We start from the raw sequence: 26,328 nt of genomic DNA, 5'->3' as shown, positions 1-26,328 counted from the left end.
ACTCCTTAACGCGCCGCTCGCGCACGGCGGCTGACGTAATCTTCCACCATTTTCAGGTCGGATGGAAGTACCGTGTATTTTTCCTCCGATGTCATCAACCCACCTAGCCATGCGGGCAGCGCGGGTGACACGCCGCTGGCGGCCTCGACGGCGGCCGGGAATTTTGCTGGGTGCGCGGTGCCCAGCACCACCATCGGCACGGCATTCGAAGCCTTGCCGGCCGCGACATGCACGGCTGCCGCGGTATGCGGATCAAGCAGGTAGTTGCTGGCCGCGAGCGTCGAGCGGATCGTCGCGGCGACCTCGTCCATAGCTGCGCGGCCGGCATCGAATTCGGCCCGCATCCCCGCGATTTCCGCGGCTTCTATGGTGAAGGCGCCGGATTGTTTGAGCCCGGCCATGTAGCGCCGCACGGTCGCCGGGTCGCGGCCCGACGCCTCGAACAGCAGGCGCTCGAAATTCGACGACACCTGGATGTCCATGGAAGGCGAGGTGGTCGCGAACACGCCCTTGGTGCGGTATTCGCCGGTCGCGAAAGTGCGTGCCAGTATGTCGTTGTCGTTGGTGGCGATGACCAGCCGATCGATCGGCAGGCCCATTTTTTTGGCGGCGTAGCCGGCAAAGATATCGCCGAAATTCCCTGTGGGCGCGGTGAAGGAGACGGGGCGATCGGGCGCGCCGAGCGACAGGGCCGAGGAGAAATAATAGACGATCTGGGCCATGATGCGGGCCCAGTTGATTGAATTCACCCCCGACAGCGAGACACGGTCGCGAAAGCCGTGATCGTTGAACATGTCCTTGAGCATGCCCTGGCAATCGTCGAAATTGCCTTCGATCGCCAGGGCATGCACGTTCTCAGCCTTCGATGTCGTCATCTGCCGTTGCTGCACCGGCGACACGCGGCCATGCGGGAAGAGAATGAAGATGTCGGTGCGGCTGCGCCCGGCGAAGGCGTCTATCGCTGCTCCGCCGGTGTCGCCCGATGTGGCTCCGACGATGGTGGCATGCTGGTTGCGTTCGGCGAGCACATGGTCCATCAGCCGGGCGAGCAACTGCATCGCGACGTCCTTGAAGGCGAGCGTAGGTCCATGGAAGAGTTCGAGGATAAAAGCGTTGGGGCCGGTCTGGACCAGCGGGCAGACAGCCTCGTGGCGGAAGGTGGCATAGGCCTCCCGCACCAGACGCTCGAACACGGGAGCCGGGATTTCGTCGCCAAGAAACGGCGACAGCACGCGGATGGCCAGCTCGGAATAGGCCAGGCCGCGCATGGCGCGGATCTCGGCCATCGAGAATTGCGGCCACTGGCGCGGCACATAGAGCCCGCCGTCGCGTGCCAGGCCTGTCAGGACGGCATCGCAAAACCCAAGCGCAGGCGCCTCGCCGCGGGTACTCACATATTGCATCGTCACAATTCCGTTACTGCCTTGGGTTTTCGACCCACGCAAGGTGGTTAATTTCTACGCTGGCTCAGTCGCATTTTTGCCGCGCGGTTGATATACGTCACCAGCTTTGCGAGAGGGAAGTGCAGTTTCATGGCGTTTCATACATTCAGCGGTCGCTTTTTCGCGGGTCTTGCGCTCACCGGCTTTATGCTTGCCGCCGCCGGCTGCCAATCAGGCGACAACGGTATGCTGAACCTGGGTTTTGGCAAGAAGGACCCGACCGCGCCACCGCCGCCGCAGGACCCCAAGATTCTGGCCAGCCAGTTGAATGCCTATTGCCCGAGGGTGATGCTTCGCGACGGCACGGCATTCTTCAACACCTACGCCAACGAAGCCCGGAAGCCCAGGCCCAAGCTCAAGAAGACCGGCGACGCCGCGCAGGATGCCGCGGCCCAGGCTGCGGCCGATGCTGCCGCTGCTACTCCGCCGGACGATTCGGCGAGGGTCATTTATCAGGCCTCGATCAGCGACGTGACCCGCGATTGCAGCCGCGCCGACGGACAGCTGACGATGAAGATCGCCGTCGCGGGCAAAATCGTGCCAGGGCCGAAATTCACGCCCGGCACCATCACCATGCCGATCCGCACCGCGGTGATGCATGGCACCGAGGTGCTTTATTCGCAGATCCACCAATATCAGGTCCAGGTTACCGACCCCTCGGTCGCCACGCAGTTCGTCTTCACCGATTCCAACATCGTCGTGCCGGCGCCGACGGCGCAGGACTATCAGGCCTATGCCGGCTATGATGAAAACGCGCCGAAGGCCGCGACCGACAAATCGAAGAAAAACAGGAAGAAAGCCGCCGCGACCAACTAAATCCGCAGGGGTGCTCGTCGGGGCCTAGCGGACGCTCACACGTCCGCCGACCATTCTGATAGGGCGGCCAGCGTGCCGCTCAGATCCGCCCAGCGGCGGATCACCGTCTCGGCGCCCGCCTCCGTCAGCGCATCGGCATGGCCGGGATAGCTATGGGCGGCGCCCGTGAACCCGATGACACGCATTCCTGCCGACCTTGCGCCGGTCACGCCGTGCACGGAATCCTCGATGACGAAAGTGTTTGCCGGATGGGCGCCGAGCTTTTCGGCGGCGAACAGGAACACGTCCGGAGCCGGTTTGGTTTTTCCGGTCGGCGTCTCCATCGCGGAGAAGATGCGCCCGGCAAAGAATGGCAGCAGATGCACCTTCTCCAGCATGAATTCTATCCGCTCCGAGCGTGAGTTGGAGCAGATGCAACGTTGCGCCGTCACCGAGGCGACCGCTTCGCGCACGCCCTCGATGGCACGAACGTCGCTGCGCAGTTTCCGGTCGACCAGCTCTTCGGCGCGATCGATCAGCGAAACCTGGAACGGGATGTTGGACTTCTCCTCAACCCGCATCAGAATGTCCTTGAACGTCAGCCCCGCATAAGTCTCGGCAATCTCCTCGGCCGAGATTCCGTATCCGGACAAGGTCAGGAGCTCGGCCTCGACGCGCGCGGCGATGACTTCGGAATCGACGAGCACGCCGTCGCAATCGAAAATGACAAGGTCTGGCTGGGGCATGGTGATCCGGGCAATGAGAACGGGCAGGCTTCAGGCGGCGCGGCATACACCAACGGGCACGTCGGCGCAAACCGGCGGCGTCCGATCGCTGCCCTTCACCGAATATTTACGCTGATCGGTAACCATAACCGGGAGTAAACAGTAACGCGTGCCTTGGGTGTAAAAATGTCAGCCGTGCGTCTTGTCGACGAGCTTTCCCATGCTCCCCAGCAATCCGAATGGCTGGACACGATCCTGAAGGGCGACTGCGTCGCGGCGCTCGACCGGCTGCCCGAAAAATGCATCGACGTCATCTTCGCCGATCCACCCTACAATCTGCAGCTCGACGGCGACCTGCACCGGCCCGACCAATCCAAGGTCGATGCGGTGGACGACGACTGGGACCGGTTCGAGAGCTTCGAGGCCTACGATGCCTTCACGCGCGCCTGGCTGCTGGCCGCGCGCCGGGTGTTGAAGCCCAACGGCACCATCTGGGTCATCGGCTCCTATCACAACATCTTCCGGGTCGGCGCCAAGATGCAGGATCTCGGCTTCTGGATCCTCAACGACGTCGTCTGGCGCAAGACCAATCCGATGCCGAATTTTCGCGGTCGCCGCTTCCAGAACGCGCATGAGACGATGATCTGGGCCTCCCGCGACCAGAAGGGCAAGGGCTATACCTTCAACTACGAAGCGTTGAAGGCGTCGAACGACGACATACAGATGCGTTCCGACTGGCTGTTCCCGATCTGCACCGGTGGCGAGCGGCTGAAGAACGACAATGGCGATAAACTGCACCCGACGCAGAAGCCGGAGGCGCTGCTCGCCCGCATCATGATGGCCTCGACCAAGCCGGGCGACGTCGTGCTCGATCCCTTCTTCGGCTCCGGCACGACAGGCGCGGTGGCCAAGCGCCTTGGCAGGCATTTTGTCGGCATAGAGCGCGAGCAGGCCTATATCGACGCCGCCAATGAACGCATCGACGCGGTGCGGCCGCTCGACGGCGCGGACCTGACCGTGCTCACTGGCAAGCGCGCCGAGCCTCGCGTCGCCTTCGTCAGCCTGATCGACACCGGGCTGGTGACGCCCGGTGCTACGCTCTACGACGCCAAGAAGCGCTGGGCGGCCAAGGTTCGCGCCGATGGCACGGTGGCGATCGGCGACAGTGCCGGATCGATCCACAAAATCGGCGCCGAAGTTCAGGGCCTGGATGCCTGCAACGGCTGGACCTTCTGGCACTATGAACGCAGCGGCGGCCTGACCCCGATCGACGAACTGCGTCGCATCGCGCGTCTCGGCATGGAAAGGGCAGGGGGCTGACCCTGCCGATTGCCGCGGCTTTGGCGTTGGTTCAAAGTCTCAACGAAGTACTGGAAGCGATTCAAATCACGCCTTGATTCCGAGCCGCTCAAGGTCTGCTTGAAGTGTCTTGGCATCGGTGAACAGCACTGCTTGCCAGCCGGCCGCTTTGGCGCCGTCGACATTCTTCTGGCTGTCGTCGATGAACAGCGTCGCGGACGGTTCGAGCTCGAACGCGGCGACGTGATGGTCGTAGATGTCGCGATCCGGCTTGATCTTGCCGATCTCACCCGAAATGGTGACACCGCGCGGACGATTGAGAAAATCGAAGCGTTTGCGCGCTTCGGCCAGCGTATCGGCGGCGAAGTTGGTCAGCATGGTGACATCGTGGCCGCTGTCGATCAGGCCGACCATGATGGCGACGCTGTCGTCATAGGCATGCGGCACCATGTCGTGCCAGTGGCGGCGAAAATTGCGGATGTTATCCGCGTGATCCGGGTGGTCCGCGATCAGCAGCGTTTCCGCCTCTTCCCATGTCCGGCCGCGGTCCTGCTCGATGTTCCAGTCATGCGTGCAGACATTGTCGAAGAACCACTTTCTCTCGTCGGCATCGGGAATAAGCCGGCTGAACGGGATGTTCGGGTCGTAGTGGATCAGCACTTTGCCGATGTCGAACACGATGTGGCGGATTTCAGTCATGGGGCCTCTCTGCACTGTTCGGTGACGGCTTTTTCGTCGCGCCGGGTATCGCAGCCTCGATTGCCTTTTTCATGACAGTGGGCAGCGCTTCACCCGAAATGTCCGATGGCAGCGACCAGAAATGCCCGGCGGGCGTCTCGCCGGTGCTTCGGGCGAGGAAGATTTCGAGCTCGAGCGCAAAATGGGTGAAGACATGCGCGATCCGGCCGGCTTGTCGCCAGTCGCCGGGAAAGGGTGCGGCCGCCGCTGTGGTCGCGCCGTCCAGCCGCGCCGTCCAGCCGGTCGTCGGCACCTCGGTCATGCCGCCGAGCAGCCCTTTGTCGGCGCGTTTGCGCAGAAGAATGGCACCGTCGCTTCGCACGGCGACGAAGGCTGCGCCGCGCCGCAGCGGTTTGTCGGCCTTGGGCAGGCGCACGGGATATTGTTCAGGATCGCCTGAAACGACCGCGCTGCAGCCCTCGCGCAGCGGGCAAAGCATGCAGCGCGGTCGGCGCGGGGTACAGATCGTGGCGCCGAGGTCCATCATCGCCTGGGCGAAATCGCCGGGCCTCGTCGTGGGAACCATGCGCTCGACACGGGCGCGAATGTCGGCCTTGGCTTCGCTGAGCGGCGTGGCAATGGAGAACAGGCGGGTCACGACACGTTCGACATTGCCATCGACGACGGCAGCCGGCCGGTCGAAAGCGATCGCCGCGATCGCCGCCGAAGTATAGGCGCCGATGCCCGGCAATTCCTTCAAGCCGGCTTCCGTATCCGGAAACCGGCCGTCGCGCCCGGCCACCAGATCGGCGCAGGCCTTGAGGTTGCGGGCACGGGAATAGTAGCCGAGCCCTGCCCAGGCTTTCATCACGTCCTCGACGGGCGCCGCCGCCAGCGCCGCGACATCAGGCCATTTCTCGACAAAGGCGCGAAAATAGGCCTTCACGGCTTCAACCGTGGTCTGCTGCAGCATGACCTCCGACAGCCAGATCCGGTAAGGATCGGGCCGCACGCCACGGGCATTGTCGCGCGGGGTCACGCGCCACGGCAACTCGCGATGATGCACGTCGTACCATGCGAGCAGGCGGGATGCGGTATCGCCAGCTTTGCTGCTGTCCCCGGACGCAGCTCTGCTGCTGTCACTAGACGCAGCTTTGCTGCTGTCACTAGACGCAGCTTTGCTGCTGTCACTAGACGCAGCTTTGCTGCTGCTGTCCTCTGATATGGCCTTGCGGGTCTGCTCGTGCGGTGCCATTGATCTCGTATCGGCCTCGGCCGGGAAGAGTGGAGGTGGTGGCTGGAGAACGCACATGGCAGGGAAAAGGCCCTTCGGCAATCCCGTTCCGGTGAGCGATCTCGCCACCGCGATCCTCGACCCGGTGCTGCGCAAGCGGGCGGGCATTTCGGTCAGCCTGGTCCAGTCGTGGGAAGAGATTGCCGGTTCGCGCCTGGCCGGCCATTCGCGCCCTGAAAAGATCCAGTGGCCTCGGCGGCTGCACGAAGACGACCCGTTCGAGCCGGCCGTGCTGGTGATCGCCTGCGAGGGCATGGCGGCGCTCCATCTGCAGCATGAGGCCGGCGAGATCATCAATCGCGTCAATGCATTTCTCGGCTTCACGGCCATCGGCCGCATCAGGATAGTGCAGAAGCCGGTTCTAAGTGAAAAGGCGCGGCCGAAACCACCCGTCAGGCCTCTCAATGAGGCGGAAAAATCAAGACTGTCGCACATCGTCGGCAAGATAGAAGACGATGGCCTGCGTGCCTCTCTGGAGCGGCTCGGCGCCACTATTCTGGGACAAAGAAAGTCATAGCACCGTCGCCAATCTCGCGATTTCGTGATTATAAGCTTCAAGTTTCACGATTGGATTGGGGACGGCGATGCCTTAATTCGCGCCAACTCTCGCCTTTTCGTGCCTTTGCGTTGCAAAATCCAACCCCTGTCAGGTGATTCGTATGAACCGTCCTCCGTTCGGCAAAAGCTTGTCCCGCAGAAACCTGCTGTCTTCGCTGGCCGCCATTCCGGTGGTGGCCGTGCTTGCGGCATGCAGCGACTCTGGTGAGGAAGCCAAGGCGGCCGATGTGAAGCCTGCCGCTCCCGCCGCACCCGCGACATCGGCCACGCCGGCCGCCGTCAAGGCGCCGGAGGCTCAAGGCACCGTCGACATGGCCGAACTGCTTAAGCCCGGCGCATTGCCCGACAAGCAACTCGGCAAGGACGACGCCAAGGTCACGATCGTCGAATACGCCTCGATGACCTGCCCGCATTGCGCGCATTTTGCCGAAACCACCTTTCCGGAATTGAAGAAGAAATACATCGATACCGGCAAGGCGCGCTATATTCTGCGCGAATTCCCGTTCGATCCGAGCGCCGAGGCCGGTTTCATGCTGGCGCGCTGCGCCAAGGACAACTACTTCCCGATGGTGGATGTCCTGTTCAAGCAGCAGGCGAACTGGGTGGGCGTGTCCAACACCAAGGATGCGCTGCTGCAAATCTCCAAGCTCGCCGGTTTTACACAGGAGTCCTTCGAAGCCTGCTTGACGGACCAGAAACTTCTGGACGATGTGAGGGCGGTCCAGAAACGCGGCGCCGACGAATTCAAGGTCGACTCGACGCCGACCTTCTTCATCAACGGAAAGACCTACAAAGGGGCGATGTCGATTGAGGAAATGTCGGCCATCATCGACCCTCAGCTCTGACGTCCTGGCGATGCCGAAGCGGCAGCGCTTCGGCATGCGTGGCCTTTGGCCGTGCTGCGCGCCGCCGCAAACCCGCGGCGCGTTTTCGCAAAAGTCGCTTTCAGGGCGGCGTGAATGAAGTTTTCGCGCCTTCGCCTCCTCGGTTTCAAATCCTTCGTCGAACCAGGCGAGTTCGTGATCGAACGCGGCCTGACGGGCATTGTCGGGCCGAACGGCTGCGGCAAGTCTAACCTTGTCGAGGCGCTGCGCTGGGTGATGGGCGAAAGCTCCTACAAGAACATGCGCGCGTCCGGCATGGACGACGTGATCTTTTCCGGCTCGGGCACGCGCCCGGCACGCAATACCGCCGAGGTCACGTTGTTCCTCGACAACAGCGATCGCTCGGCGCCGGCAGCCTTCAACGACGCCGACGAATTGCAGGTCTCGCGCCGCATCGAGCGTGAGGCGGGCTCGCTCTACCGTATCAACGGCAAGGAAGCGCGCGCCAAGGACGTGCAGCTTCTGTTCGCCGACCAGTCGACCGGCGCGCGTTCGCCCTCGATGGTTGGCCAGGGTCGCATCGGCGAGCTGATCCAGGCCAAGCCCCAGGCGCGCCGCGCCCTGCTGGAAGAAGCGGCCGGCATTTCCGGCCTGCATACGCGCCGCCACGAGGCCGAACTCAGGCTCAAGGCCGCCGAGCAGAACCTCGAGCGCCTGGATGACGTCGTTGGCGAGCTGGAAAGCCAGATCGAAAGCCTGAAGCGCCAGGCACGCCAGGCCTCCCGCTTCAAGAACCTGTCGGCCGACATCCGCAAGGCCGAGGCGACGCTGCTCCATCTGCGCTGGACGCTGGCCAAGGCCCAGGAAGGCGAGGCACGTTCGGCGCTGGCCGTCGCCACCGCCCTGGTTGGCGACCGCGCCGCCGCCCAGATGGCGGCCGCCAGGGAGCAAGGTATCGGCGCGCATCGGCTGCCCGATTTGCGTGACGCCGAAGCTGCGGCGGCCGCGGCCTTCCAGCGCCTGTCGATCGCCAGATCGCAGATCGAGGAAGAAGCCGGCCGCATCCGCGCCCGTCAGGCGGAACTCGAGCGCCGGCTCCAGCAGCTCGACGGTGACATCGCCCGCGAGGAGCGCATGGTGCGCGACAATGCGGATATCCTCGAACGCCTGCGCGCCGAGGAAGCAGCGCTCAACTCCGAAAATGCCGGCGCGGCCGAGCGTGAAGCAACCACCCGCGCCGCCTTCGAACAGGCAGCCGCGACGCTCTCGCAGAGCGAAGCCAGGCTTGCAGCACTTACCGCCGAGCGGGCCGAGGCCGCCGCTTCGCGCAATCAGGTCGAGCGGACGCTGCGCGAGACCGCCGAGCGTCGGGACCGTTTCGCCCGCCAACTCGCCGATGTCGACCGCGAATTGTCGGAAATACTCTCCAAAGTCGCGGGCCTGCCCGACCCGGCCGAGAAGCGACTTCTGGTCGAGGACGCGCTGGCGCGGCTCGAAGAGAGCGAGGCCGGCGCGATTGCCGCCGAACAGGCGGTCGCCGAGGCGCGCGCCGCCGAAAATGCCGCCCGCCCGCCATTACAGGACGCCAGGGCCGAACTGGCGCGCATCGAAACCGAAGCCCGCACGCTGGCCAAGATCCTGAACGCAGCCAGCGGCGATCTCTTCCCGTCCGTGCTGGAACAGATCAGCGTCGAGCGCGGCTATGAGACGGCCTTGGGCGCCGCCCTCGGCGAGGACCTTGACGTGCCGCTCGACCGCAGCGCCCCGGTGCATTGGGGCGAGAGCGCGATCCAGGCCGATGACGCCGCGCTTCCCGAAGGCATCAAGAGCCTGGCCAGCGTGGTACGTGCCCCGGCGCAGCTTGCCCGCCGGCTGGCGCAGATCGGCATTGTCGAAGCCGCCGACGGCCGCCGCCTGCAAGGGCTGCTCGCGCCCGGCCAGAGGCTGGTCAGCCCTGAGGGCGCGCTGTGGCGGTGGGACGGGCTGACCGCCAGCGCCGACGCGCCGACCGCGGCCGCGCAACGCCTGGCGCAAAAGAACCGGCTGGCCGAGCTCGATGCCGAAGCGGTGCAGGCGACGCTTGTGCTGCGCGAGGCCGAGGCGGTGCTCGCACAGGCCGAACAGTCGCTTCGCGAGGCCAGCGAGGCCGAGCGCGCCGCGCGTCAGGCCGGACGCGACGCCCAGCACGGGCTGGACGCCGCCCGCAACGCGCTGGCCGAAGCCGAAAAGGCCGGCGGCGAGTTGGCGAGCCGGCGCGCCGCCCTGGACGAGGCCCGCGCCCGTATTGTCGACAGTCATGAAGAAACTTCGGCCGCCTTTGCTGAGGCGGAAATGCTGCTGCAGGACGCGCCCGATCTCGGCGACCTGCAGATACAGCTCGAGCAATCCTCGGCCAATGTCGCCCGCGACCGCGCCACGCTCGCCGATGCGCGTGCCGTCCATGAAGGGTTGCGGCGGGAGGCCGAGGCGCGGTCGCGCCGGCTCGATGCGATCGGCGCCGAGCGCAGCAACTGGCTGGAGCGCGCCGAGAACGCTTCGACGCAGATCGCCTCGCTGGGCGAACGCAAGGCAGAGGCCGAGGCCGAACGCGAGAGATTGGCCGACGCACCCGACGAGATCGATGCCAAGCGGCGCGCCTTGCTGTCACAGCTCACCGAGGCCGAGACCTTGCGCAAGGCGGCGGCCGACCGTCTGCAGGAAGCGGAGAACAGGCAGGCCGAACTGGACAAGGCGGCCACCAGCGCCATCCAGTCGCTGGCCGAGGCGCGCGAGACCCGTGTCCGCGCCGAGGAGCGCTTGACCGCGGCCGACGAGCGCCGGCTGGAGGTCGAGGCGCGCATCCAGGAGACGCTGAACACGCCGCCACATCTGGTCATCCGCCATACCGGGCTGGAGGCCGACGATCCGATGCCCGAAATGGCCGAGATCGAGCGCCAGCTCGACAGGCTGAAGATCGAGCGCGAGCGGCTCGGCGCCGTCAATTTGCGCGCCGAGGAGGAGCAGAAGGAGCTTTCGGACCGGCTGGAGACCATCGTCTCGGAGCGCGAGGACATCATCGAGGCGATCCGCAAGCTCAGGCAAGCGATCCAGAGCCTCAACCGCGAAGGCCGCGAGCGGCTTCTCGCCGCTTTCGACGTGGTCAACGGTCATTTCCAGCGGCTATTCTCGCATCTCTTCGGCGGCGGCACGGCGGAATTGCAGCTGATCGAATCCGAGGATCCGCTCGAGGCAGGACTTGAAATCCTTGCCCGTCCGCCCGGCAAGAAGCCGCAGACCATGACGCTGCTGTCCGGTGGCGAGCAGGCGCTGACGGCGATGTCGCTGATCTTCGCCGTGTTCCTCACCAACCCGGCGCCGATCTGCGTGCTCGACGAGGTCGATGCGCCGCTCGACGACCATAATGTCGAACGCTTCTGCAATCTGATGGACGAGATGGCCAAGACCACCGAGACGCGCTTCGTCATCATCACCCACAATCCCATCACCATGGCGCGCATGGACAGGCTGTTCGGGGTGACCATGGCCGAGCAGGGCGTCAGCCAGCTCGTTTCGGTCGATCTGCAGGCAGCCGAAGCCATGCGCGAGGCAAGCTGACTTCACCTTCAACGTGCCGTGCTGAAGCCTGATTTTGAGCGTTGTCTTTCGCGGTAAGGCAAGTCGGGTTCGGCTTCTTCTCACCTTTCGCGTTGCACGACCCAGGTGGCCCAGATCGCGGCCAGCAGACCGCATGCAATGCCAATGCAATCGGCAACCCAGTCGAGCACGTCGAAATCGCGGCCTATCGCCGTGGTGCCCTGGAGAACTTCTATGGCAGCGCCGACAAAGGCGAGGAAGACGATCAGCGCCGGCTTGTGCCGCGGCCAGCCGAGGCTGCCCAGGAAAGCCAGCACGGCGAATGCGCTGGCGTGATTGAGCTTGTCATAATGGAAGCCGATATCGATTCCGAATTGCTTGAGGCGATGTGCCGGCAGCAGCGCGAGAACGAGGACGGCCAGGAGCGTGACGACAAAGGCAATCCGCTCGGCGACGGAATAGATTCTCATTCTGCTCCAACAACATGTCTCCGGTATAAACCGTAACCTATGTGTCCGGAACGGACCTTGCGCGCTTGGCTGGGGCGCCAGGATTCGAACCTGGGAATGTCGGTACCAAAAACCGATGCCTTACCACTTGGCGACGCCCCAGCAGCTGACATGCGTCGACTGCGCGCGGCCTTATAGGCTGTGCCGGTGGAAAGCTCAATGCCTGGAGATTGCGACTTTCCTGCTGATCCACGACTCCGTTGGCGACGGTCGTCTCATGCGCCGGTCGTGCCGCCTATTCTCCCCACACCGCCATCTCGTTTCCAGCCGGGTCGGCAAAGTGGAACCGCCTGCCGCCCGGAAACGAAAAGATCGGTTTGATGATCGTGCCGCCGGCATTCTCGACGGCTGCCAGCGTCTCTTCCAGATCCTGGGAGTAGAGCACCGGCAACGGCTTGGCGGTGGCGTCGCCGCTGTCGGCCTGGAAACCGCCGTCCAGTCCCTCGCTAAAGGCCGAATAAGTCGGTCCATAGTCGGTGAACGACCAGGCGAAGGCGGCGCTGTAGAAGGCTTTCACACTGTCCAGCGTCGCGCCGGTTGCCGGCAGTTCCAGATAGTCGAGTTTTCCGGTGAGCTTCATGATGCACCTCTTCGTTCCCTGTATGTTCTAGTCTTGGACCGTTGCACTGGCAAGTCCTTTTGCCGCAGCTTTTGCTTAATCGATTGTAGCGGCCAAACGGCTTTGCCGACGCCTTGCCTTTCGCATTGCAGCATCATATCCGTCCAAAGTCGGGATATGGCGGGGCTTTCTGTTTCGTCAATCTTTCCAATCTCCTGCAACCGGAGAGCAAAGCATGACCAAGTGGGTTTTCACCTTTGGCGATGGTGCGGCCGAAGGCCGGGCTGGCGACAAGAATCTGTTGGGCGGCAAGGGTGCCAATCTGGCCGAGATGTGTAGCCTTGGCCTGCCGGTGCCGCCGGGCTTCACCATCACGTCGGAGGTCTGCAACGCCTACTATGCCAACGGCCGCGCCTATCCGGCAGGGCTTGAAGCGGACGTCGCCGTGGCGCTGGACCATATCGGCCGGCTCACCGGCCGCCGTTTCGGCGATCCGTCGAAACTGCTGCTTGTGTCGGTGCGCTCCGGCGCCCGCGCCTCGATGCCTGGCATGATGGACACCGTGCTCAATCTCGGCCTCAACGACGAAACCGTCGAGGCGCTGGCCGCCGATTCCGGCGATGCGCGCTTTGCCTATGACAGCTACCGGCGCTTCATCCAGATGTATTCCGATGTCGTCATGGGGCTGGACCACGAGGTGTTCGAGGAGATCCTCGAGGATCAGAAGGCCAGCCTCGGCCATGAACTCGACACGGAACTGACGGCTATCGAGTGGCAAGGCGTCATCGCGCTCTACAAGGCCAAGGTCGAAGAGGAGCTCGGAAAGCCGTTCCCGCAGGATCCGCACGAACAGCTCTGGGGGGCGATCGGTGCCGTGTTCTCGAGTTGGATGAACAACCGCGCCATCACTTACAGGCGCCTGCACGATATTCCCGAAAGCTGGGGCACGGCGGTCAATGTCCAGGCCATGGTGTTCGGCAATATGGGCGAGACCTCGGCCACCGGCGTCGCCTTTACCCGCAATCCCTCAACCGGCGAGAAGCAGCTCTATGGCGAGTTCCTGGTGAATGCGCAGGGTGAGGACGTCGTCGCCGGTATCCGCACGCCGCAGAACATCACCGAGGCGGCTCGCATCGCCGCCGGCTCCGACAAGCCGTCATTGCAGAAACTGATGCCGGACGCCTTCCAGTCCTTCGTCACCATCTCGGACAGGCTGGAAAAGCACTACCGCGACATGCAGGACCTCGAATTCACCATCGAGCGCGGCAAATTGTGGATGTTGCAGACGAGGTCCGGCAAGCGCACCGCCAAGGCGGCGCTGAAGATTGCCGTCGAGATGGCCAGGGACGGCCTGATCTCGAAAGAGGAGGCGGTCGCCCGCATCGATCCCGCCTCGCTCGACCAGCTCCTGCACCCCACCATCGATCCGAAGGCCGCGCGCGACGTCATCGGCGTCGGCCTGCCGGCGTCTCCAGGCGCCGCCACCGGCGAAATTGTCTTTTCCTCCGCGGACGCCGAGGATCTCAAGACACAAGGACGCAAGGCTATCCTGGTGCGTGTCGAGACCAGTCCCGAGGACATCCACGGCATGCATGCGGCGGAGGGCATCCTGACCACGCGCGGCGGCATGACCAGCCATGCCGCGGTCGTGGCGCGCGGGATGGGCAAGCCGTGCGTTTCGGGCGCCGGTTCGCTGCGCGTCGACTATAAGGCAGCTACGCTGATGTCGATGGGGCAGACCTTCCGCAAGGGCGACATCATCACCATCGACGGCGGCAACGGGCAGGTGCTCAAGGGCGCAGTGGCGATGCTCCAGCCTGAGCTTTCCGGCGATTTCGCCGCGATCATGGAATGGGCGGACGCGGTGCGGCGCATGAAGGTGCGCACCAACGCCGAAACCCCGCTCGACGCGCGCATGGCGCGCTCCTTCGGTGCCGAAGGCATCGGCTTGTGCCGCACTGAACACATGTTCTTCGATGGCGCCCGCATTGTCGCCATGCGCGAGATGATCCTGGCCGACACCGAAAAGGACCGGCGCGCCGCGCTCGCCAAGCTGCTGCCGATGCAGCGAGCGGATTTCCTGGAGCTGTTCGAGATCATGGCCGGCCTGCCGGTGACCATCCGCCTGCTCGATCCGCCGTTGCACGAATTCCTGCCCAAGACCGAGGCCGAGATAGCCGAAGTCGCGGCGGCGATGAATGTTGCGCCGGACAAGCTCAGGCAGCGCACCGAGGCGCTGCACGAATTCAACCCGATGCTCGGTCATCGCGGCTGCCGGCTTGCGGTGTCCTATCCCGAGATCGCCGAGATGCAGGCGCGCGCCATTTTCGAGGCCGCCGTCGAGGCCGGCCGTAAGGCCGGCGCGCTGGTGGTACCCGAGATCATGGTGCCGCTGGTCGGGCTTGTGAAGGAACTCGACTACGTCAAGGCGCGCATCGATGCGGTGGCCAAGAGCGTCATGGACGAGAGCGGCGTCAAGATCGACTACCTGACTGGAACCATGATCGAGCTCCCCCGCGCGGCGATCCGCGCCCATGTCATCGCTGAATCGGCCGAGTTCTTCTCTTTCGGCACCAACGACCTGACCCAGACGACATTCGGCATCTCGCGCGACGACGCGGCCTCGTTCCTGGAGACCTATCGCCAGAAAGGCATCATCGAACAGGATCCGTTCGTGTCGCTGGACATCCATGGCGTCGGCGAACTGGTGCGCATGGCCGCCGAGAAGGGCAGGGCGACGCGGCCAGGGATCAAGCTCGGCATTTGCGGTGAGCATGGCGGCGATCCGGCCTCGATCCGCTTCTGCGAGGAGGTCGGACTGGACTATGTGTCCTGTTCGCCCTACCGCGTGCCGATCGCCAGGTTGGCGGCCGCGCAGGCGGCCGTTCAGGTGGCAAAAGCGGGCCGCGGCTGAGCGCTTGCCGCCGATCGGAACGAGGAGCTGCCGCAAGACGGTCAGATTGTCGCGTCTGGTGCTTTTCTGCTATCCAGCTCCGATTCTCGCCTTCATGCGGGTCTTGGGATGCCTGCGTGAAACGCCCGATTGGAATTGGATTTGATTCGCCTGCTGCAAAAAAATCTCTGCATTGTCGCCATGTCTTTGGCCGTGGTGTCCAGCGGCCATGCCGCATCGCTGGTCGAACCGATCCTGCACATCAAGCCGGATACAGGCGGAGCCGGGCGCATTGCCTTGACCCTCGATGCCTGCGGCGGACGGACCGACAACCGCATCCTCTCGGCGCTGGTGGAAAACAGGATACCTGCGACCATCTTCGTCACCGGCATCTGGCTGAAGCGGAACGCCGCCGCCGTCGAGATCATGCGGGCGCATCCCGACCTGTTCGAACTGGAAAACCACGGCGGCCGTCACATCCCGGCCGTCGACACGCCGCAGAAGATCTATGGCATACGCAGCGCCGGCAGTCCGGAAGCGGTTCTGGCCGAGGTCGAGTCGGGCGCCGTCGCCTTGGCCGGGACTGGCGAGCCAGCGCCGAAATGGTTTCGTGGCGCGACCGCGGAGTATAGTCCGTCGGCGATCGCCATGATCCGCAAGCTGGGCTTCAAGATCGCCGGCTTCTCGATCAATGGCGACGGCGGTTCGCTGCTCGGCGCCAGGGAAACCACAAGGCGCATAGAAGCGGCCAAGGATGGCGACGTCATCATCGCCCATATCAACCAGCCGACCCATGCCGCCGGGGAGGGCGTCGTGCAGGGCCTGCTGGCGCTCAAGCAGAAGGGTCTGACCTTCGTGCGGCTCGACGATGCCGAAGGCTTCGGCAATAACGGCACCACCGACTGACCGGCAGGACGGCAGGTCCGGCCTCCTCGTTCGTCCGTTCAGCCTGGCTTGGCTTCGATGCTGACCTTGCTTGCGTAGAACGCGCCGTGGTTGCGGATTTCAGCCATTTCGTCGAAAGGCTGCTCATAGGCCCACATCGCATCCTTGCCTGCCTCGCCGGCAGGCAGCACGCTCCAGTAGCTTGCGTCGCCCTTGTAGGGACAATGGGTGGAGGATTGCGTGCCGCTCAGCTTGTTGAAATCGATGTCTGCGAACGGGATGTAAAAGGCGGCCGGATAGGGCGCTTCCGTCAGCACCTTGGCGTTCGTCGAGGAGGCGATAACAGTGTCGCCTGCACGCACGGTGACGGTGCCCTTATACGGTTCGACGGTGATGACCTTATCGGGATTGCGCTGGAAGCCGGGTGCCGGGTTGGCGATCTTGTCCATGCTGTTTCTCCTCGTCTCAACTTTAAGTGTGTCGACGAGGTGGTTTGCGCAAGGGCGACTGTCGCCGGCAATTCCGCAATCGGTCTCCAGCCGTAGGCGCTACCGACGGCATTTTTAGCGAAGACCTTGTCCGGCGAGGCTCAGGCGGCGGTTCTGAACGCGTCCATCAACCCGGCATAGGCGGCCGCGATACCGGCCACGGGATTGCTGCTCCTGGATGCGGTCTCGACTTTCAAGTGGCCGCCGCCGGTCGGCAGGGTGAGCAGCAGGAATTGACGATTGCCGCCATCGCCCACGGACGCCGCGGCGACGTGCTCGCCTTCCCCTTCGCTCTGAACGCACATCTTGAACAGCAGCGTGCCGCCGACCGCTTCGAGCGCACCGCCGACAACTTCAACAAATTCATCTTCGGAAACAGTCTTTGTGTCCGGCACCAGATCGCCCAGGCTTTCGGCAAGCGTGCTTTCCAGTGCCTTATCGTCGAGCTGCGTGTCCATGCGAACCTCTTTCAGTCGCCAATCGCACCCCTTTGCCCATTAACGAAACTTAATGCCGACGATGGCCGGATTGTGGCGGATTCTCCTCTCGGTCGAGTAATTTAGACTTCTCTGATATAATGGATTTCAAGGCCGCCGGTCCTATGACATGAGCGCCAGGCATTCGGACCTCCAAGAAAGACGCGATTCGATCGCTTGCCTGCGCGACCGGCATCCGGATTTGCTTCGCCACCCGGCGGTGGCTGGACAATCCACCGGTTCGCTTCACAATGGCAACAAAAGCGAGGAGCGTAAGGGAGGAACGAATGCTGGGGCTGATGCAGGAATGGCCGCTTCTTTGCCATAAGCTTATCGACAACGCAGAGCGGCAGCATGGCGCGCGAGAGATCGTATCGCGCTCGATCGAAGGTCCGATCGTGCGCACAACCTACGCCAGCATCCACCGTCGCGCCCTGAAGGTCTCCCAGCGCCTGGAGCGTGACGGCTATCGGCTGGGCGACCGCATTGCGACGCTGGCCTGGAACACGGCGCGCCACATCGAGGCCTGGTATGGCATCATGGGCATCGGCGCGATCTATCACACGCTCAACCCGCGGCTGTTTCCCGAGCAGATCGTCTGGATCATGAACCATGCCGAAGACAAGGCGGTCTTTGTCGACCTGACTTTCCTCCCTTTGCTCGAGAAGATCGCCGGCGCGGTCAAGTCCCTGAAACAGGTGATCGTGCTGACCAACAGGGCGCATCTGCCGCAGACCACGCTGCCCAACATCGTCGCCTACGAAGAATGGCTCGACGAGGCCGATGGCGATTTCGCCTGGAAAGGCTTCGACGAAGGCACCGCCGCCGGCATGTGCTATACGTCTGGAACCACTGGCGATCCAAAGGGCGTCGTCTACAGTCACCGCTCGAATGTCCTGCACGCCATGATCGCCGCCATGCCCGACGCGATGGGCCTGTCTTCGCGCGACACGATCCTGCCGGTGGTTCCGATGTTCCACGCCAATGCCTGGGGCCTTGGCCAGAGCGCACCGATGATCGGCGCCAAGCTTGTCATGCCGGGCTGCAAGATGGACGGCGCCTCCATCTATGAATTGCTCGACACCGAGAAAGTAACCTTCAGTGCCGCCGTGCCGACCGTGTGGATGATGCTGCTGCAATATCTGGAGGAGACCGGCAGGAAGCTGCCCTACCTCAACAAGGTCGTCATCGGCGGCTCGTCATGCCCACGCATCATCACCAAGAAATTCCAGGACAATTACGATGTCCAGGTCGTCCACGCCTGGGGCATGACCGAAATGTCGCCGCTCGGCACACTGTGTACGCTGAAGCCGGACTATGAAAGCCTTCAGGGTGACGCCCGGCTCGATGTCCAGGGCAAGCAGGGTTACCCGCCCTTCGGCGTCGAGATGAAGGTGACGGACGACGACGGCAACGCGCTGCCTTGGGACGGCAAGACATTCGGGCGGCTGAAGGTGCGCGGCCCCGCGGTGGCCAGCGCCTACTACGGCGGCGCCGGCTCGGAGCAGTTCGACGAGGACGGCTGGTTCGATACCGGGGATGTCGCCCACATCGACGCTGGCGGCTATATGCAGATCACCGATCGCGCCAAGGACGTCATCAAGTCCGGCGGCGAATGGATTTCGACCATCGACCTGGAGAATCTGGCCGTCGGCCATCCCGATGTCGCCGAGGCAGCCGCCATTGGCGTCCCTCATTCGAAATGGGGCGAGCGGCCTTTGCTGGTGGTTGTCCGCAAGCCGGGGAAGGAACCGACCAAAAGCGATATCCTTGGTTTTCTCGACGGTAAGGTGGCCAAATGGTGGATGCCCGACGACGTCGCTTTCGTCGGCGAAATTCCGCACACCGCCACCGGCAAGATCCAGAAGATCACCTTGCGCCAGCAATTCAGCGACTATCGCTTGCCGACGGATTGACGGGATATTGCGTGTCTCGGCCTGATGCGGTCGTAAAAGGACAGTGCAGCGACGTGCACCTTTCCGGCAGGGCACGATAGCATTTCCAACTGGCGCACGATCCTCCTCGAAAATCGATTCCGATTTTGGTGGCCATGCGCTAAGTCTTCTTCGGCTTGGGATGACGCAGAGAAACATGGTCAGCATTTCGGAACGGCAAACGTCGAAGGCTGCCGGATGGTCGCGGCGCACCGCTGCTTTTTCGGCGGTGCTTTTGCTGACCGTGTTCGTCGGCCATTATTTCAACCTCGTTGAAACGCCGGTGTTCCTGTGGGTGTTGGCTATCGTCGCGCTGTTGGCGGCGCTGGCGCTGCTGTTCGCCGGATTTGCCTTCTCGAGGGTGTGGAATTTTGGCGACTATGGCGGCCGCGACATCACGGTCGGCGTCTTGCTGGCAGTGCTGGTGCTGACCCCCTATGGCATCGCCGCCTATTGGGCGACAATCTTTCCGCCGCTCAGGGATATTTCGACCGATTTCGACGAACCGCCGGCACTCGACGTCACCGGTCGCACGAAGGACATGAACGTGCTCTCGCCGCCGACGCCCGGCGAGCAGCGGTTGCAGACCGACAGCTATCCGCTTGTCACCGCGCGCAGCTACGACCTGCCGTTCGAGACCGTCGTCACTGCCGTTGAAACCGTGCTCGACCGCCGCAATTGGGATCTTACCGGACCCTATCCCGAACTCGCCGGGCAAAGCGACGTGACGATTACCGCTGTCGCCAGGAGCTTCGTGTTGGGCCTCCCCGCAGATGTGGCAATTCGCATCACGGACGACGGGGATACGGTTCTCGTCGACATGCGGTCGGCTTCCCGCTACGGCCGCTACGACCTCGGCGACAACGCTGCGCGCATCACCGACTTTCTGGCGGAGTTGGACCAGGAAGTCGCCGGCCAGGTCGGCGCGGCTCCGGCCGAATAGATGCTCGGGCCTAAGGGGCTGGCCTAAAAATGCCGTCTATGGCCGGCGCGGCGTCTGTCGCGACCAGGCCGCGCGCCACCAGATCCTCCAGATGGGCAAGCACCGACAACCCGGCGGCGCCATGCAGCCGCGGGTCGGTATCCCTGTAGATCGCCTTGACCATGTCTGCGATCGTGCGGTCGCCCGCGCGGATCCGCTCCAATATGGCCCGTTCGCGCATTTTGCGATGGGTCTTCAATCCGCGCATGAAGCCTCGCGGTGCCGTCACCGGCCCGCCGTGGCCGGGCAGCAGCAGGCGGTCACCGCGTTCGATCAGCCGGTCCAGCGAGGCCATGTAGTCCGCCATCGCCCCGTCCGGCGGCGCGACGATGGAGGTCGCCCACGCCATGACGTGGTCGGCCGAAAACAGGATGCCGGTGCCCTCCAGCGCGAATGCCGCGTGGTTGGCGGTATGGCCGGGGGTCAGGACCGTGCGGATTGCCCAGCCGTCGCTGGCGACCAGCGCGCCGTCCGGCAGCGCGAGATCGGGAACGAAAGCGGTATCGGCGCTGGCATCGAGCGCGTTGATCTCGCCAATATGCAATGGCCTTGCCGGCCGGTGCGGCCCTTCCGCCATCACCTGGGCTCCGGTCTCCTGCTTCAGCCGTGCCGCCAGCGGTGAATGGTCGCGATGCGTGTGGCTGACGAAGATGTGGCTGACCGGCCTGCCGGCGATGACGTCGAGCAAGGTGCGAAGGTGAGCTTCGTCATCCGGCCCCGGATCGATCACTGCCAGCGTATCGCGTCCGACGATGTAGCTGTTGGTGCCGTGAAAGGTGAAGGGACTTGGATTTCGGGCCGTGACGCGCTGCACGTCGTGCGCGACGCTGACGCCCCCGCCGTAGCAGGGATCGAAGCTGGTATCGAATTCGAGGGCCATGGCGGTGTCGATGCCTGTTGCGGGAATGGCAAAACCGATTGCCGCATAGCACGCAAGCCAATATAGGAAAACGCAAGACCGCGATCATCGGATGGCGGCACTCGGATGGGGAAGACCATGGCAACTGCAACGACGATGCGCCCGCTTGTTTCTCTGGCTCTGCCGCAAGATGGCGCGGCGCGGCTGGCAACGCAGTTCTTCCTGGCGATAGCCGGGACATTGCTCCTGACCCTGTCGGCCAAGACCAAGGTGGTTCTGGGGCCCGTCGATATTTCGATGCAGACGCTCGCCGTCCTGCTGATCGGGGCCGCTTTCGGCCTGCGGCTCGGCGTCGCCACCCTGCTGCTCTATATGGCCGAGGGCGCGATGGGCTTCCCGGTCTTCCAGAGCACGCCGGAAAAGGGAATCGGCATTGCCTACATGCTCGGCTCGACCGGCGGCTATCTCGCCGGCTTCGTGGTCATGGCGGCGATCGCCGGCTGGGCCGCCGATCGCGGCTGGGATCGCCATCCGATCAAGCTTTTCAACGCGATGCTGGTTGCCGAGTTCGTCATGATGGCCATGGGCTTTGCCTGGCTGGCGATGCTCATCGGTCCGGAAAAATCCTGGCAGTTCGGCGTCGTGCCGTTCATCGTCGGTGATCTGATCAAGGTTGCTCTGGCCGCAAGCCTGGTGCCCGCCGTCTGGTCGCTGCTGAAGCGCTCCTGAATTTAAACGAGGTTCCGGGGAAGTACCTGGTCGTTGGTCCGGGTCGGACAGATTTGACTGGCAGGTCCTGCCCAAGCAGCCAGCCAGTCACCAGAGATACGAACATCCATTTACCTTCATGCGTCCAGACATTCTCGATGGCCGGCAGTAAGCCTATCTATTAGCGATAGCTTTTAAACCGCATTCAGCGACGCGATTGATAAAAAATCCTGCCGATTGCTACAGTGTAAATAGATACTTGCTGGTATCGTTACAGTGTCGTAGCTCTTGATCTTCGACTGAGTCGAACAGCCAGTAACGACAGGCCCGATTTCGCTTTGCGAAGGAACGGCCAAGCCAAGCGCATTATTGCCATGGCAATCGCGGACATGGCAGCTTCGAGGGGGGAAGAAGTTGAATGTCGCAACATCAACTCTTGTCGGAAGCCGGCACTTCCTGTTCAGAATTCGCTTTCAACTTATTGGCGGACTGACGTTCGCGATCGTCGCGCCGGCCCTCATCCGGATCGCCTTCAAACCCGATGCGGTCTACGTCGCCAATCTCCAGGTAACCGTCGCTGCCGCGGTCATTGCGCATGTAGCAGGCTTCCTTGCCTATCGGCGTATCGGGAATTTCCCCGGCGTGGCCGCTGCCAGCTACATCCTGCCGACGTTTGTGCTGTCCTACGGGCTTGTTTTCCTGACTATTTTCTTTTTTCGTTTCGAGTACAGCCGGTTTCAGGCGGCTGCCAGCTTCACCCAGTCCACGCTCTGGTATTTTGGCCTGAGCCTCATAACGCGGCATCTCGAGCCGTACCGGCTGGTCGTCATTCCCGGCGGGGACGTAGAGCGCCTAAGGACACTGCCAGGAGTGCACTGGTTCTGGATCACTTCGCCTGGCACCGTCATCGAACGGGCGAATGGCGTGGTTGTCGATCTGCGGGCCGACCTTGACGCCGAATGGGAACGATACATCGCGGACCGGGCTCTGTCGGGCACGCCGGTCTACCACGTCAAGCAGGTCAGCGAGTCGCTGACCGGCCGCGTCGAGATCGAACACCTGTCGGAAAACACGCTCGGCTCGCTCAATCCGAACCAGGCCTATCTCAAGATCAAGCAGGCAATCGACTGGATCTCCGCGCTTGTCATGGTCGTGGCTCTTTCACCCTTCGTGGTGCTGATCGCGCTGCTGATCCGGCTGGACTCGGAGGGCCCGGTGCTGTTTCGCCAGCCCCGCATTGGCTACAGGGGCCGGACCTACACGGTCTACAAGTTTCGCTCGATGAGGCAGCAAGCCGGCATTGGCAGCGACAAGGACAAGGCGATCACGAAACGTGACGACGATCGCATCACCCGGATAGGGCGTTTTTTACGCAAGTTCAGGATCGACGAGCTGCCGCAGGCCATCAACATCCTGCGCGGCGAAATGAGCTGGATCGGGCCACGGCCCGAGGCTGTCGTCCTGTCGCACTGGTATGAGGCGGAATTGCCGTTCTATCGCTACCGGCACATCGTCAGGCCAGGTGTGAGCGGGTGGGCGCAAGTAAACCAGGGGCATGTTGCGGCGGTCGACGATGTGATGGAGAAATTACACTACGATTTTTACTACATAAAGAACTTCTCGCCTTGGCTTGATGTTCTCATCACCCTCAGAACCATCAAGACGATGATTACCGGCCATGGTGCGCGATAGCGGAGGCCGTGGCTGATTAAGGCTTGCCGGACAGGAAGCAAATGGACCTCGGCTCCAGGAAAATAGCTGTCATCGGGCTTGGCTATGTGGGTTTGCCGCTGGCGGTGGCCCTCGGAGCGATCAGGGACGTCGTCGGCTTCGACATCAGCCAATCGCGCGTGGATGCGCTGAGGCGTGGCGAAGATCACACGCTTGAGGCCAGCAGAGATGAAATCGACGCCGCCACGCGGCTGCGGTTCACCAGCGACAAGGCCGATCTGCGGGATTGCGGAGTTTTCATCGTCACTGTCCCCACTCCGATCGACAGGGCCAACCGGCCGGACCTGAAACCCCTTGTCATGGCGTCCGCCACGGTCGGCGAGGTGATCTCCCCCGGTGCGGTGGTAATCTTTGAATCGACCGTCTATCCCGGCTGTACGCAAGAGGTGTGTGCGCCGCTGATCGAGAAACATTCCGGTCTGCGCTACAACGAAGACTTCTTCCTGGGCTACAGTCCTGAGCGCATCAACCCCGGCGACCGCGAGCACCGGCTGCAGACGATCGTCAAGGTGACCAGCGGCTCCACGCCGGAGGTGGCGGACGCTATCGACGCGCTCTATGCCTCGATCGTTCCCGCCGGCACGCACCGTGCCTCGAGCATCGCGGTCGCCGAGGCAGCCAAGGTCATCGAGAACACGCAACGCGATCTCAATATCGCCTTGATGAACGAATTGTCGCTGATCTTCGGCAAACTGGGCATCGACACGTCGGAGGTGCTGGAAGCGGCCGGCACCAAATGGAATTTCCTGCGCTTCAGCCCTGGTCTCGTCGGCGGCCACTGCATAGGCGTCGATCCCTATTATCTGACCCACAAGGCTCAAGAACTCGGCTATCATCCCGAGGTGATTCTTGCCGGTCGCCGCATCAACGACGGCATGGGCCGGCATGCAGCGGACCAGACGGCCCGCCTTATGATGCGCAAGGGCATACCTGTCGTTGGCAGCCGGATTCTGGTCATGGGCGCGGCCTTCAAGGAAAACTGTCCGGACCTGAGAAACTCCAAGGTCGCCGACATTGTCGCGCAGCTGAGGCAGTACAATGCCGGCATCGATATCTGGGATCCTTGGGTCGATGCGCAGGAATGCGCGCGCGCCTTTGGCGTAACGAGCGTTAAAGAGATGCCCGCCGCGCGTTACGATGGCGTTGTCGTCGCCGTGGGGCACGGGCAGTTTCACACCCTGGGCGTTGCCGGTCTTCGGGCGCTTTGCAAGGACCCTAGCGTCGTCTACGACATCAAAGGTCTATTCCCCAGGGATGTTACGGACGGGCGGTTCTGATGAAGGTTCTGGTCACCGGCGCTGCCGGCTTCATAGGCTATCACGTCGCCAGGCGGCTGCTGGAACGTGGCGACGAGGTCGTCGGCATAGACAGCATCAACGACTACTATGATCCGCAGATCAAGCAGGCGCGGCTGCGGCTTTTGGCCGAAGCAAGCCGCAACACCAATGCGGGCTACCATTTCATCCACGGTAATCTCGCAGAGCGAAACGTGGTGGACGGCTGCTTTGCCGATCACGCCTTCGACAGGGTGATCCATCTCGCCGCCCAGGCCGGCGTCCGCTACAGCCTTGAAAACCCGCACGCCTATGTCGAGAGCAACATTGTCGCCTACGCCAATATGCTGGAGGCCTGCCGCAACAGTCGTGTCGGCCACCTGACCTATGCCAGCACGTCGAGCGTCTATGGCGCCAATACCGACATGCCGTTTTCCGAGCATCGCCCGGCCGACCATCCGCTGCAGTTCTACGCCGCAACCAAGCGCGCCAACGAGCTGATGGCGCACAGCTACAGCCACCTGTTCGGGCTGCCGACCACGGGCTTGCGTTTCTTCACAGTGTACGGCCCTTGGGGACGTCCCGACATGGCGCTGTTCCTGTTCACCAGGAACATCCTGGCCGGCGAGCCGATCAAGCTGTTCAACAACGGCAATCATACACGCGACTTCACCTATGTCGAAGATATCGCCGAAGGCGTGATCCGCGCCAGCGACAGCCCCGCCGCGGCTAACCCCGCCTGGGATTCCGATAATCCGGATCCTGCGACGAGCAGCGCGCCTTGGCGCATTTTCAACATCGGCAACAACAACCCGGTGAAGCTGACCGCCTATGTCGAGGCGCTTGAAAACGCGCTTGGCCGCAAGGCCATCGTGGAGCTCTTGCCGCTGCAGGCCGGAGACGTGCCTGACACTTTTGCCGATACTTCGGCGCTGCAGGCGGCGGTCGGCTATCGTCCCGGCACGTCCGTGACGGAGGGCGTCGGGCGGTTCGTCGAATGGTACCAGGCCTATTTTGAGCGGAGGTAGGGGGGAGGTCACGTCTTGTCCACGAAATCGATGACGGGATAGCGTCGTTGCTGCGGGGCTTTGTTCGCACGAACGTGGCGGTCTCAGAATGTCTGGACCGAGCCTTGCCGCTACGGCTGCGCGTGGATGGCAACCACGCCTTTGCTGCGGAAATCGCACCGGTGCTCTTTACACCTAACGCACTGGTCTATGATCTGGGCGGAGGAGCAAGGCCGCTTGTAAGCCTAGCCGAGAAGCGTCGTCTGGGGCTGGTTGTCGTCGGGGTGGACCGCGATGCCAAGGAACTGTCGAAGGCTCCGGGCGAGATCTATGACGAGCGGATCGAGGCGGATCTTACCTCGTTCAGGGGGAAGGGAGATGCCGATCTGGTCATATGCCAGGCCACTCTGGAGCACGTCCGCGACGGCGAAGGCGCATTTCGCGGCATTGCCAGCTGCGTAAGGCCCGGCGGCACGGTCGCCATTTTCTCGCCTTCACGCAACGCCGTTTTCGCCAGGCTCAATCGGGTCTTGCCCGAGGCGATCAAGCGTCGCCTGCTGTTTGCGGTCTATCCCGACAAGGGCAGAGGGCACGACGGCTTCCCAGCCTTCTATGACAGATGCCTGCCGAGCGAGGTGGAAAGGATCGCAGCGCAAAATGGCCTGGAGCTTGTCCAGCGTCATCTGTTCTGGAGGAGTTCATACTTCTACGCTTTCGTGCCGGCCTTCCTTGTCTGGCGCCTCTGGCTAGGTCTCTCGGCGCTTCTCATTGGGAAGGATGCGGCCGAAACCTACGCCTATGTCTTTCGGCGAAGACATTGATCACCCGAGGATAT

At 63.0% G+C, this 26,328-nt stretch carries 23 protein-coding genes and 1 tRNA gene; 14 read left to right on the top strand and 10 right to left on the bottom strand.

Going from position 1 to position 26,328, the window contains the following annotated elements:
- Window positions 1-5: 5 nt before the first annotated feature.
- On the bottom strand, window positions 6-1,403 hold the full coding sequence (gene thrC, locus LB541_RS01465) for a threonine synthase (protein WP_140623524.1): 1,398 nt from the start codon (window positions 1,401-1,403) through the stop codon (window positions 6-8).
- Window positions 1,404-1,532: 129 nt separating this feature from the next.
- Here thrC and LB541_RS01460 point away from each other — a divergent pair, with 129 nt between their 5' ends.
- Window positions 1,533-2,258: a hypothetical protein gene (locus LB541_RS01460; protein WP_140494939.1), complete on the top strand. Its 726-nt coding sequence runs from the start codon at window positions 1,533-1,535 to the stop codon at window positions 2,256-2,258.
- A 35-nt stretch (window positions 2,259-2,293) separates the two neighbouring features.
- Here LB541_RS01460 and LB541_RS01455 read toward each other — a convergent pair whose 3' ends face one another.
- Window positions 2,294-2,983: an HAD family hydrolase gene (locus tag LB541_RS01455; RefSeq protein ID WP_140623522.1), complete on the bottom strand. Its 690-nt coding sequence runs from the start codon at window positions 2,981-2,983 to the stop codon at window positions 2,294-2,296.
- 165 nt (window positions 2,984-3,148) lie between these two features.
- Here LB541_RS01455 and LB541_RS01450 point away from each other — a divergent pair, with 165 nt between their 5' ends.
- A complete protein-coding gene (locus LB541_RS01450) occupies window positions 3,149-4,282 on the top strand; it encodes a site-specific DNA-methyltransferase (RefSeq protein ID WP_140558191.1) in 1,134 nt (377 codons plus the stop codon).
- A 66-nt stretch (window positions 4,283-4,348) separates the two neighbouring features.
- On the opposite strand, the gene LB541_RS01445 is transcribed toward LB541_RS01450, so the two are convergent.
- Window positions 4,349-4,960: an HAD family hydrolase gene (locus tag LB541_RS01445; RefSeq protein ID WP_224617658.1), complete on the bottom strand. Its 612-nt coding sequence runs from the start codon at window positions 4,958-4,960 to the stop codon at window positions 4,349-4,351.
- Entirely contained in the window at window positions 4,953-6,194 is a 1,242-nt protein-coding gene (gene mutY / locus LB541_RS01440) for an A/G-specific adenine glycosylase (protein WP_140671828.1), read from the bottom strand. Before mutY ends, LB541_RS01445 begins: the two co-directional genes overlap by 8 nt.
- Before the next feature lie 55 nt (window positions 6,195-6,249).
- Between mutY and LB541_RS01435 the strand changes: the two genes are divergently transcribed.
- The 3 genes from LB541_RS01435 (at window position 6,250) to smc (ending at window position 11,209) form a co-directional block, all read left to right on the top strand.
- The gene (locus LB541_RS01435; protein ID WP_140555929.1) at window positions 6,250-6,750 is read left to right on the top strand and encodes a DUF721 domain-containing protein; all 501 of its coding nucleotides are present in this window, start codon (window positions 6,250-6,252) and stop codon (window positions 6,748-6,750) included.
- Window positions 6,751-6,892: 142 nt separating this feature from the next.
- Window positions 6,893-7,636, top strand: a complete 744-nt coding sequence (locus tag LB541_RS01430; RefSeq protein WP_140494928.1) for a DsbA family protein — start codon at window positions 6,893-6,895, stop codon at window positions 7,634-7,636.
- A 114-nt stretch (window positions 7,637-7,750) separates the two neighbouring features.
- A complete protein-coding gene (gene smc, locus LB541_RS01425) occupies window positions 7,751-11,209 on the top strand; it encodes a chromosome segregation protein SMC (RefSeq protein WP_140555927.1) in 3,459 nt (1,152 codons plus the stop codon).
- 80 nt (window positions 11,210-11,289) lie between these two features.
- On the opposite strand, the gene LB541_RS01420 is transcribed toward smc, so the two are convergent.
- The 3 genes from LB541_RS01420 to LB541_RS01410 form a co-directional block, all read right to left on the bottom strand.
- The gene (locus tag LB541_RS01420; protein WP_140671830.1) at window positions 11,290-11,658 is read right to left on the bottom strand and encodes a VanZ family protein; all 369 of its coding nucleotides are present in this window, start codon (window positions 11,656-11,658) and stop codon (window positions 11,290-11,292) included.
- A 66-nt stretch (window positions 11,659-11,724) separates the two neighbouring features.
- A tRNA-Gln gene (locus LB541_RS01415) sits at window positions 11,725-11,799 on the bottom strand.
- A gap of 133 nt (window positions 11,800-11,932) precedes the next feature.
- Window positions 11,933-12,277 carry a VOC family protein gene (locus tag LB541_RS01410; RefSeq protein ID WP_140494922.1) on the bottom strand — a complete coding sequence of 115 codons (345 nt, stop codon included), beginning with the start codon at window positions 12,275-12,277 and terminating at the stop codon, window positions 11,933-11,935.
- 214 nt (window positions 12,278-12,491) lie between these two features.
- Between LB541_RS01410 and ppdK the strand changes: the two genes are divergently transcribed.
- The gene (gene ppdK, locus LB541_RS01405; protein ID WP_140580795.1) at window positions 12,492-15,170 is read left to right on the top strand and encodes a pyruvate, phosphate dikinase; all 2,679 of its coding nucleotides are present in this window, start codon (window positions 12,492-12,494) and stop codon (window positions 15,168-15,170) included.
- A 144-nt stretch (window positions 15,171-15,314) separates the two neighbouring features.
- Window positions 15,315-16,055 (top strand): polysaccharide deacetylase family protein, encoded by a 741-nt coding sequence (locus LB541_RS01400; RefSeq protein WP_140649181.1) that lies wholly within the window; start codon window positions 15,315-15,317, stop codon window positions 16,053-16,055.
- A 38-nt stretch (window positions 16,056-16,093) separates the two neighbouring features.
- Here the strand turns inward: LB541_RS01400 and LB541_RS01395 are convergent, their stop codons facing one another.
- Window positions 16,094-16,483 (bottom strand): DUF427 domain-containing protein, encoded by a 390-nt coding sequence (locus tag LB541_RS01395; RefSeq protein WP_140520795.1) that lies wholly within the window; start codon window positions 16,481-16,483, stop codon window positions 16,094-16,096.
- A 140-nt stretch (window positions 16,484-16,623) separates the two neighbouring features.
- The gene (locus tag LB541_RS01390) at window positions 16,624-16,980 is read right to left on the bottom strand and encodes a hypothetical protein (RefSeq protein ID WP_140551013.1); all 357 of its coding nucleotides are present in this window, start codon (window positions 16,978-16,980) and stop codon (window positions 16,624-16,626) included.
- 305 nt (window positions 16,981-17,285) lie between these two features.
- On the opposite strand from LB541_RS01390, the gene LB541_RS01385 reads away from it, so the two are divergent.
- A complete protein-coding gene (locus LB541_RS01385) occupies window positions 17,286-18,914 on the top strand; it encodes a fatty-acid--CoA ligase (RefSeq protein ID WP_224617657.1) in 1,629 nt (542 codons plus the stop codon).
- A gap of 175 nt (window positions 18,915-19,089) precedes the next feature.
- Window positions 19,090-19,875: a DUF1499 domain-containing protein gene (locus tag LB541_RS01380; RefSeq protein WP_140494907.1), complete on the top strand. Its 786-nt coding sequence runs from the start codon at window positions 19,090-19,092 to the stop codon at window positions 19,873-19,875.
- Between the two features lie 10 nt (window positions 19,876-19,885).
- Here the strand turns inward: LB541_RS01380 and LB541_RS01375 are convergent, their stop codons facing one another.
- A complete protein-coding gene (locus tag LB541_RS01375; RefSeq protein ID WP_224617656.1) occupies window positions 19,886-20,794 on the bottom strand; it encodes an MBL fold metallo-hydrolase in 909 nt (302 codons plus the stop codon).
- A gap of 117 nt (window positions 20,795-20,911) precedes the next feature.
- Here LB541_RS01375 and LB541_RS01370 point away from each other — a divergent pair, with 117 nt between their 5' ends.
- From LB541_RS01370 to LB541_RS01350, 5 genes are all read left to right on the top strand, one after another.
- Window positions 20,912-21,502: a biotin transporter BioY gene (locus tag LB541_RS01370; protein ID WP_140520792.1), complete on the top strand. Its 591-nt coding sequence runs from the start codon at window positions 20,912-20,914 to the stop codon at window positions 21,500-21,502.
- A gap of 393 nt (window positions 21,503-21,895) precedes the next feature.
- Complete coding sequence (locus LB541_RS01365; protein WP_224617655.1) at window positions 21,896-23,173, top strand: sugar transferase; 1,278 nt, start codon at window positions 21,896-21,898, stop codon at window positions 23,171-23,173.
- Between the two features lie 41 nt (window positions 23,174-23,214).
- Window positions 23,215-24,489, top strand: a complete 1,275-nt coding sequence (locus LB541_RS01360) for a nucleotide sugar dehydrogenase (protein WP_224617653.1) — start codon at window positions 23,215-23,217, stop codon at window positions 24,487-24,489.
- Window positions 24,489-25,514 (top strand): NAD-dependent epimerase, encoded by a 1,026-nt coding sequence (locus LB541_RS01355; protein WP_224617644.1) that lies wholly within the window; start codon window positions 24,489-24,491, stop codon window positions 25,512-25,514. Before LB541_RS01360 ends, LB541_RS01355 begins: the two co-directional genes overlap by 1 nt.
- A gap of 47 nt (window positions 25,515-25,561) precedes the next feature.
- Window positions 25,562-26,314 (top strand): class I SAM-dependent methyltransferase, encoded by a 753-nt coding sequence (locus LB541_RS01350; protein WP_181167188.1) that lies wholly within the window; start codon window positions 25,562-25,564, stop codon window positions 26,312-26,314.
- The last annotated feature ends 14 nt before the right edge of the window (window positions 26,315-26,328 follow it).

Origin of the sequence: Mesorhizobium sp. BR1-1-15 (assembly GCF_020165475.1) — a bacterium.
Classification (GTDB): Bacteria; Pseudomonadota; Alphaproteobacteria; order Rhizobiales; family Rhizobiaceae; genus Mesorhizobium.
Note: the sequence above shows the minus strand (reverse complement) of the source record. Positions and strands in the feature narration are given on the sequence as shown.

Excerpts from the sequence above, each read along its gene's own strand:
- LB541_RS01355 (WP_224617644.1), top strand. The coding sequence starts at position 24,489 with ATGAAGGTTCTGGTCACCGGCGCTGCCGGCTTCATAGGCTATCACGTC.
- LB541_RS01455 (WP_140623522.1), bottom strand. The coding sequence starts at position 2,983 with ATGCCCCAGCCAGACCTTGTCATTTTCGATTGCGACGGCGTGCTCGTC.
- LB541_RS01375 (WP_224617656.1), bottom strand. The coding sequence starts at position 20,794 with ATGGCCCTCGAATTCGATACCAGCTTCGATCCCTGCTACGGCGGGGGC.
- ppdK (WP_140580795.1), top strand. The coding sequence starts at position 12,492 with ATGACCAAGTGGGTTTTCACCTTTGGCGATGGTGCGGCCGAAGGCCGG.
- smc (WP_140555927.1), top strand. The coding sequence starts at position 7,751 with ATGAAGTTTTCGCGCCTTCGCCTCCTCGGTTTCAAATCCTTCGTCGAA.
- LB541_RS01380 (WP_140494907.1), top strand. The coding sequence starts at position 19,090 with ATGGTCAGCATTTCGGAACGGCAAACGTCGAAGGCTGCCGGATGGTCG.
- LB541_RS01370 (WP_140520792.1), top strand. The coding sequence starts at position 20,912 with ATGGCAACTGCAACGACGATGCGCCCGCTTGTTTCTCTGGCTCTGCCG.
- LB541_RS01395 (WP_140520795.1), bottom strand. The coding sequence starts at position 16,483 with ATGGACAAGATCGCCAACCCGGCACCCGGCTTCCAGCGCAATCCCGAT.
- LB541_RS01460 (WP_140494939.1), top strand. The coding sequence starts at position 1,533 with ATGGCGTTTCATACATTCAGCGGTCGCTTTTTCGCGGGTCTTGCGCTC.
- LB541_RS01420 (WP_140671830.1), bottom strand. The coding sequence starts at position 11,658 with ATGAGAATCTATTCCGTCGCCGAGCGGATTGCCTTTGTCGTCACGCTC.
- LB541_RS01385 (WP_224617657.1), top strand. The coding sequence starts at position 17,286 with ATGCTGGGGCTGATGCAGGAATGGCCGCTTCTTTGCCATAAGCTTATC.
- LB541_RS01430 (WP_140494928.1), top strand. The coding sequence starts at position 6,893 with ATGAACCGTCCTCCGTTCGGCAAAAGCTTGTCCCGCAGAAACCTGCTG.
- LB541_RS01450 (WP_140558191.1), top strand. The coding sequence starts at position 3,149 with ATGTCAGCCGTGCGTCTTGTCGACGAGCTTTCCCATGCTCCCCAGCAA.
- LB541_RS01360 (WP_224617653.1), top strand. The coding sequence starts at position 23,215 with ATGGACCTCGGCTCCAGGAAAATAGCTGTCATCGGGCTTGGCTATGTG.
- LB541_RS01410 (WP_140494922.1), bottom strand. The coding sequence starts at position 12,277 with ATGAAGCTCACCGGAAAACTCGACTATCTGGAACTGCCGGCAACCGGC.
- LB541_RS01435 (WP_140555929.1), top strand. The coding sequence starts at position 6,250 with ATGGCAGGGAAAAGGCCCTTCGGCAATCCCGTTCCGGTGAGCGATCTC.
- LB541_RS01445 (WP_224617658.1), bottom strand. The coding sequence starts at position 4,960 with ATGACTGAAATCCGCCACATCGTGTTCGACATCGGCAAAGTGCTGATC.
- LB541_RS01390 (WP_140551013.1), bottom strand. The coding sequence starts at position 16,980 with ATGGACACGCAGCTCGACGATAAGGCACTGGAAAGCACGCTTGCCGAA.
- mutY (WP_140671828.1), bottom strand. The coding sequence starts at position 6,194 with ATGGCACCGCACGAGCAGACCCGCAAGGCCATATCAGAGGACAGCAGC.
- thrC (WP_140623524.1), bottom strand. The coding sequence starts at position 1,403 with ATGCAATATGTGAGTACCCGCGGCGAGGCGCCTGCGCTTGGGTTTTGC.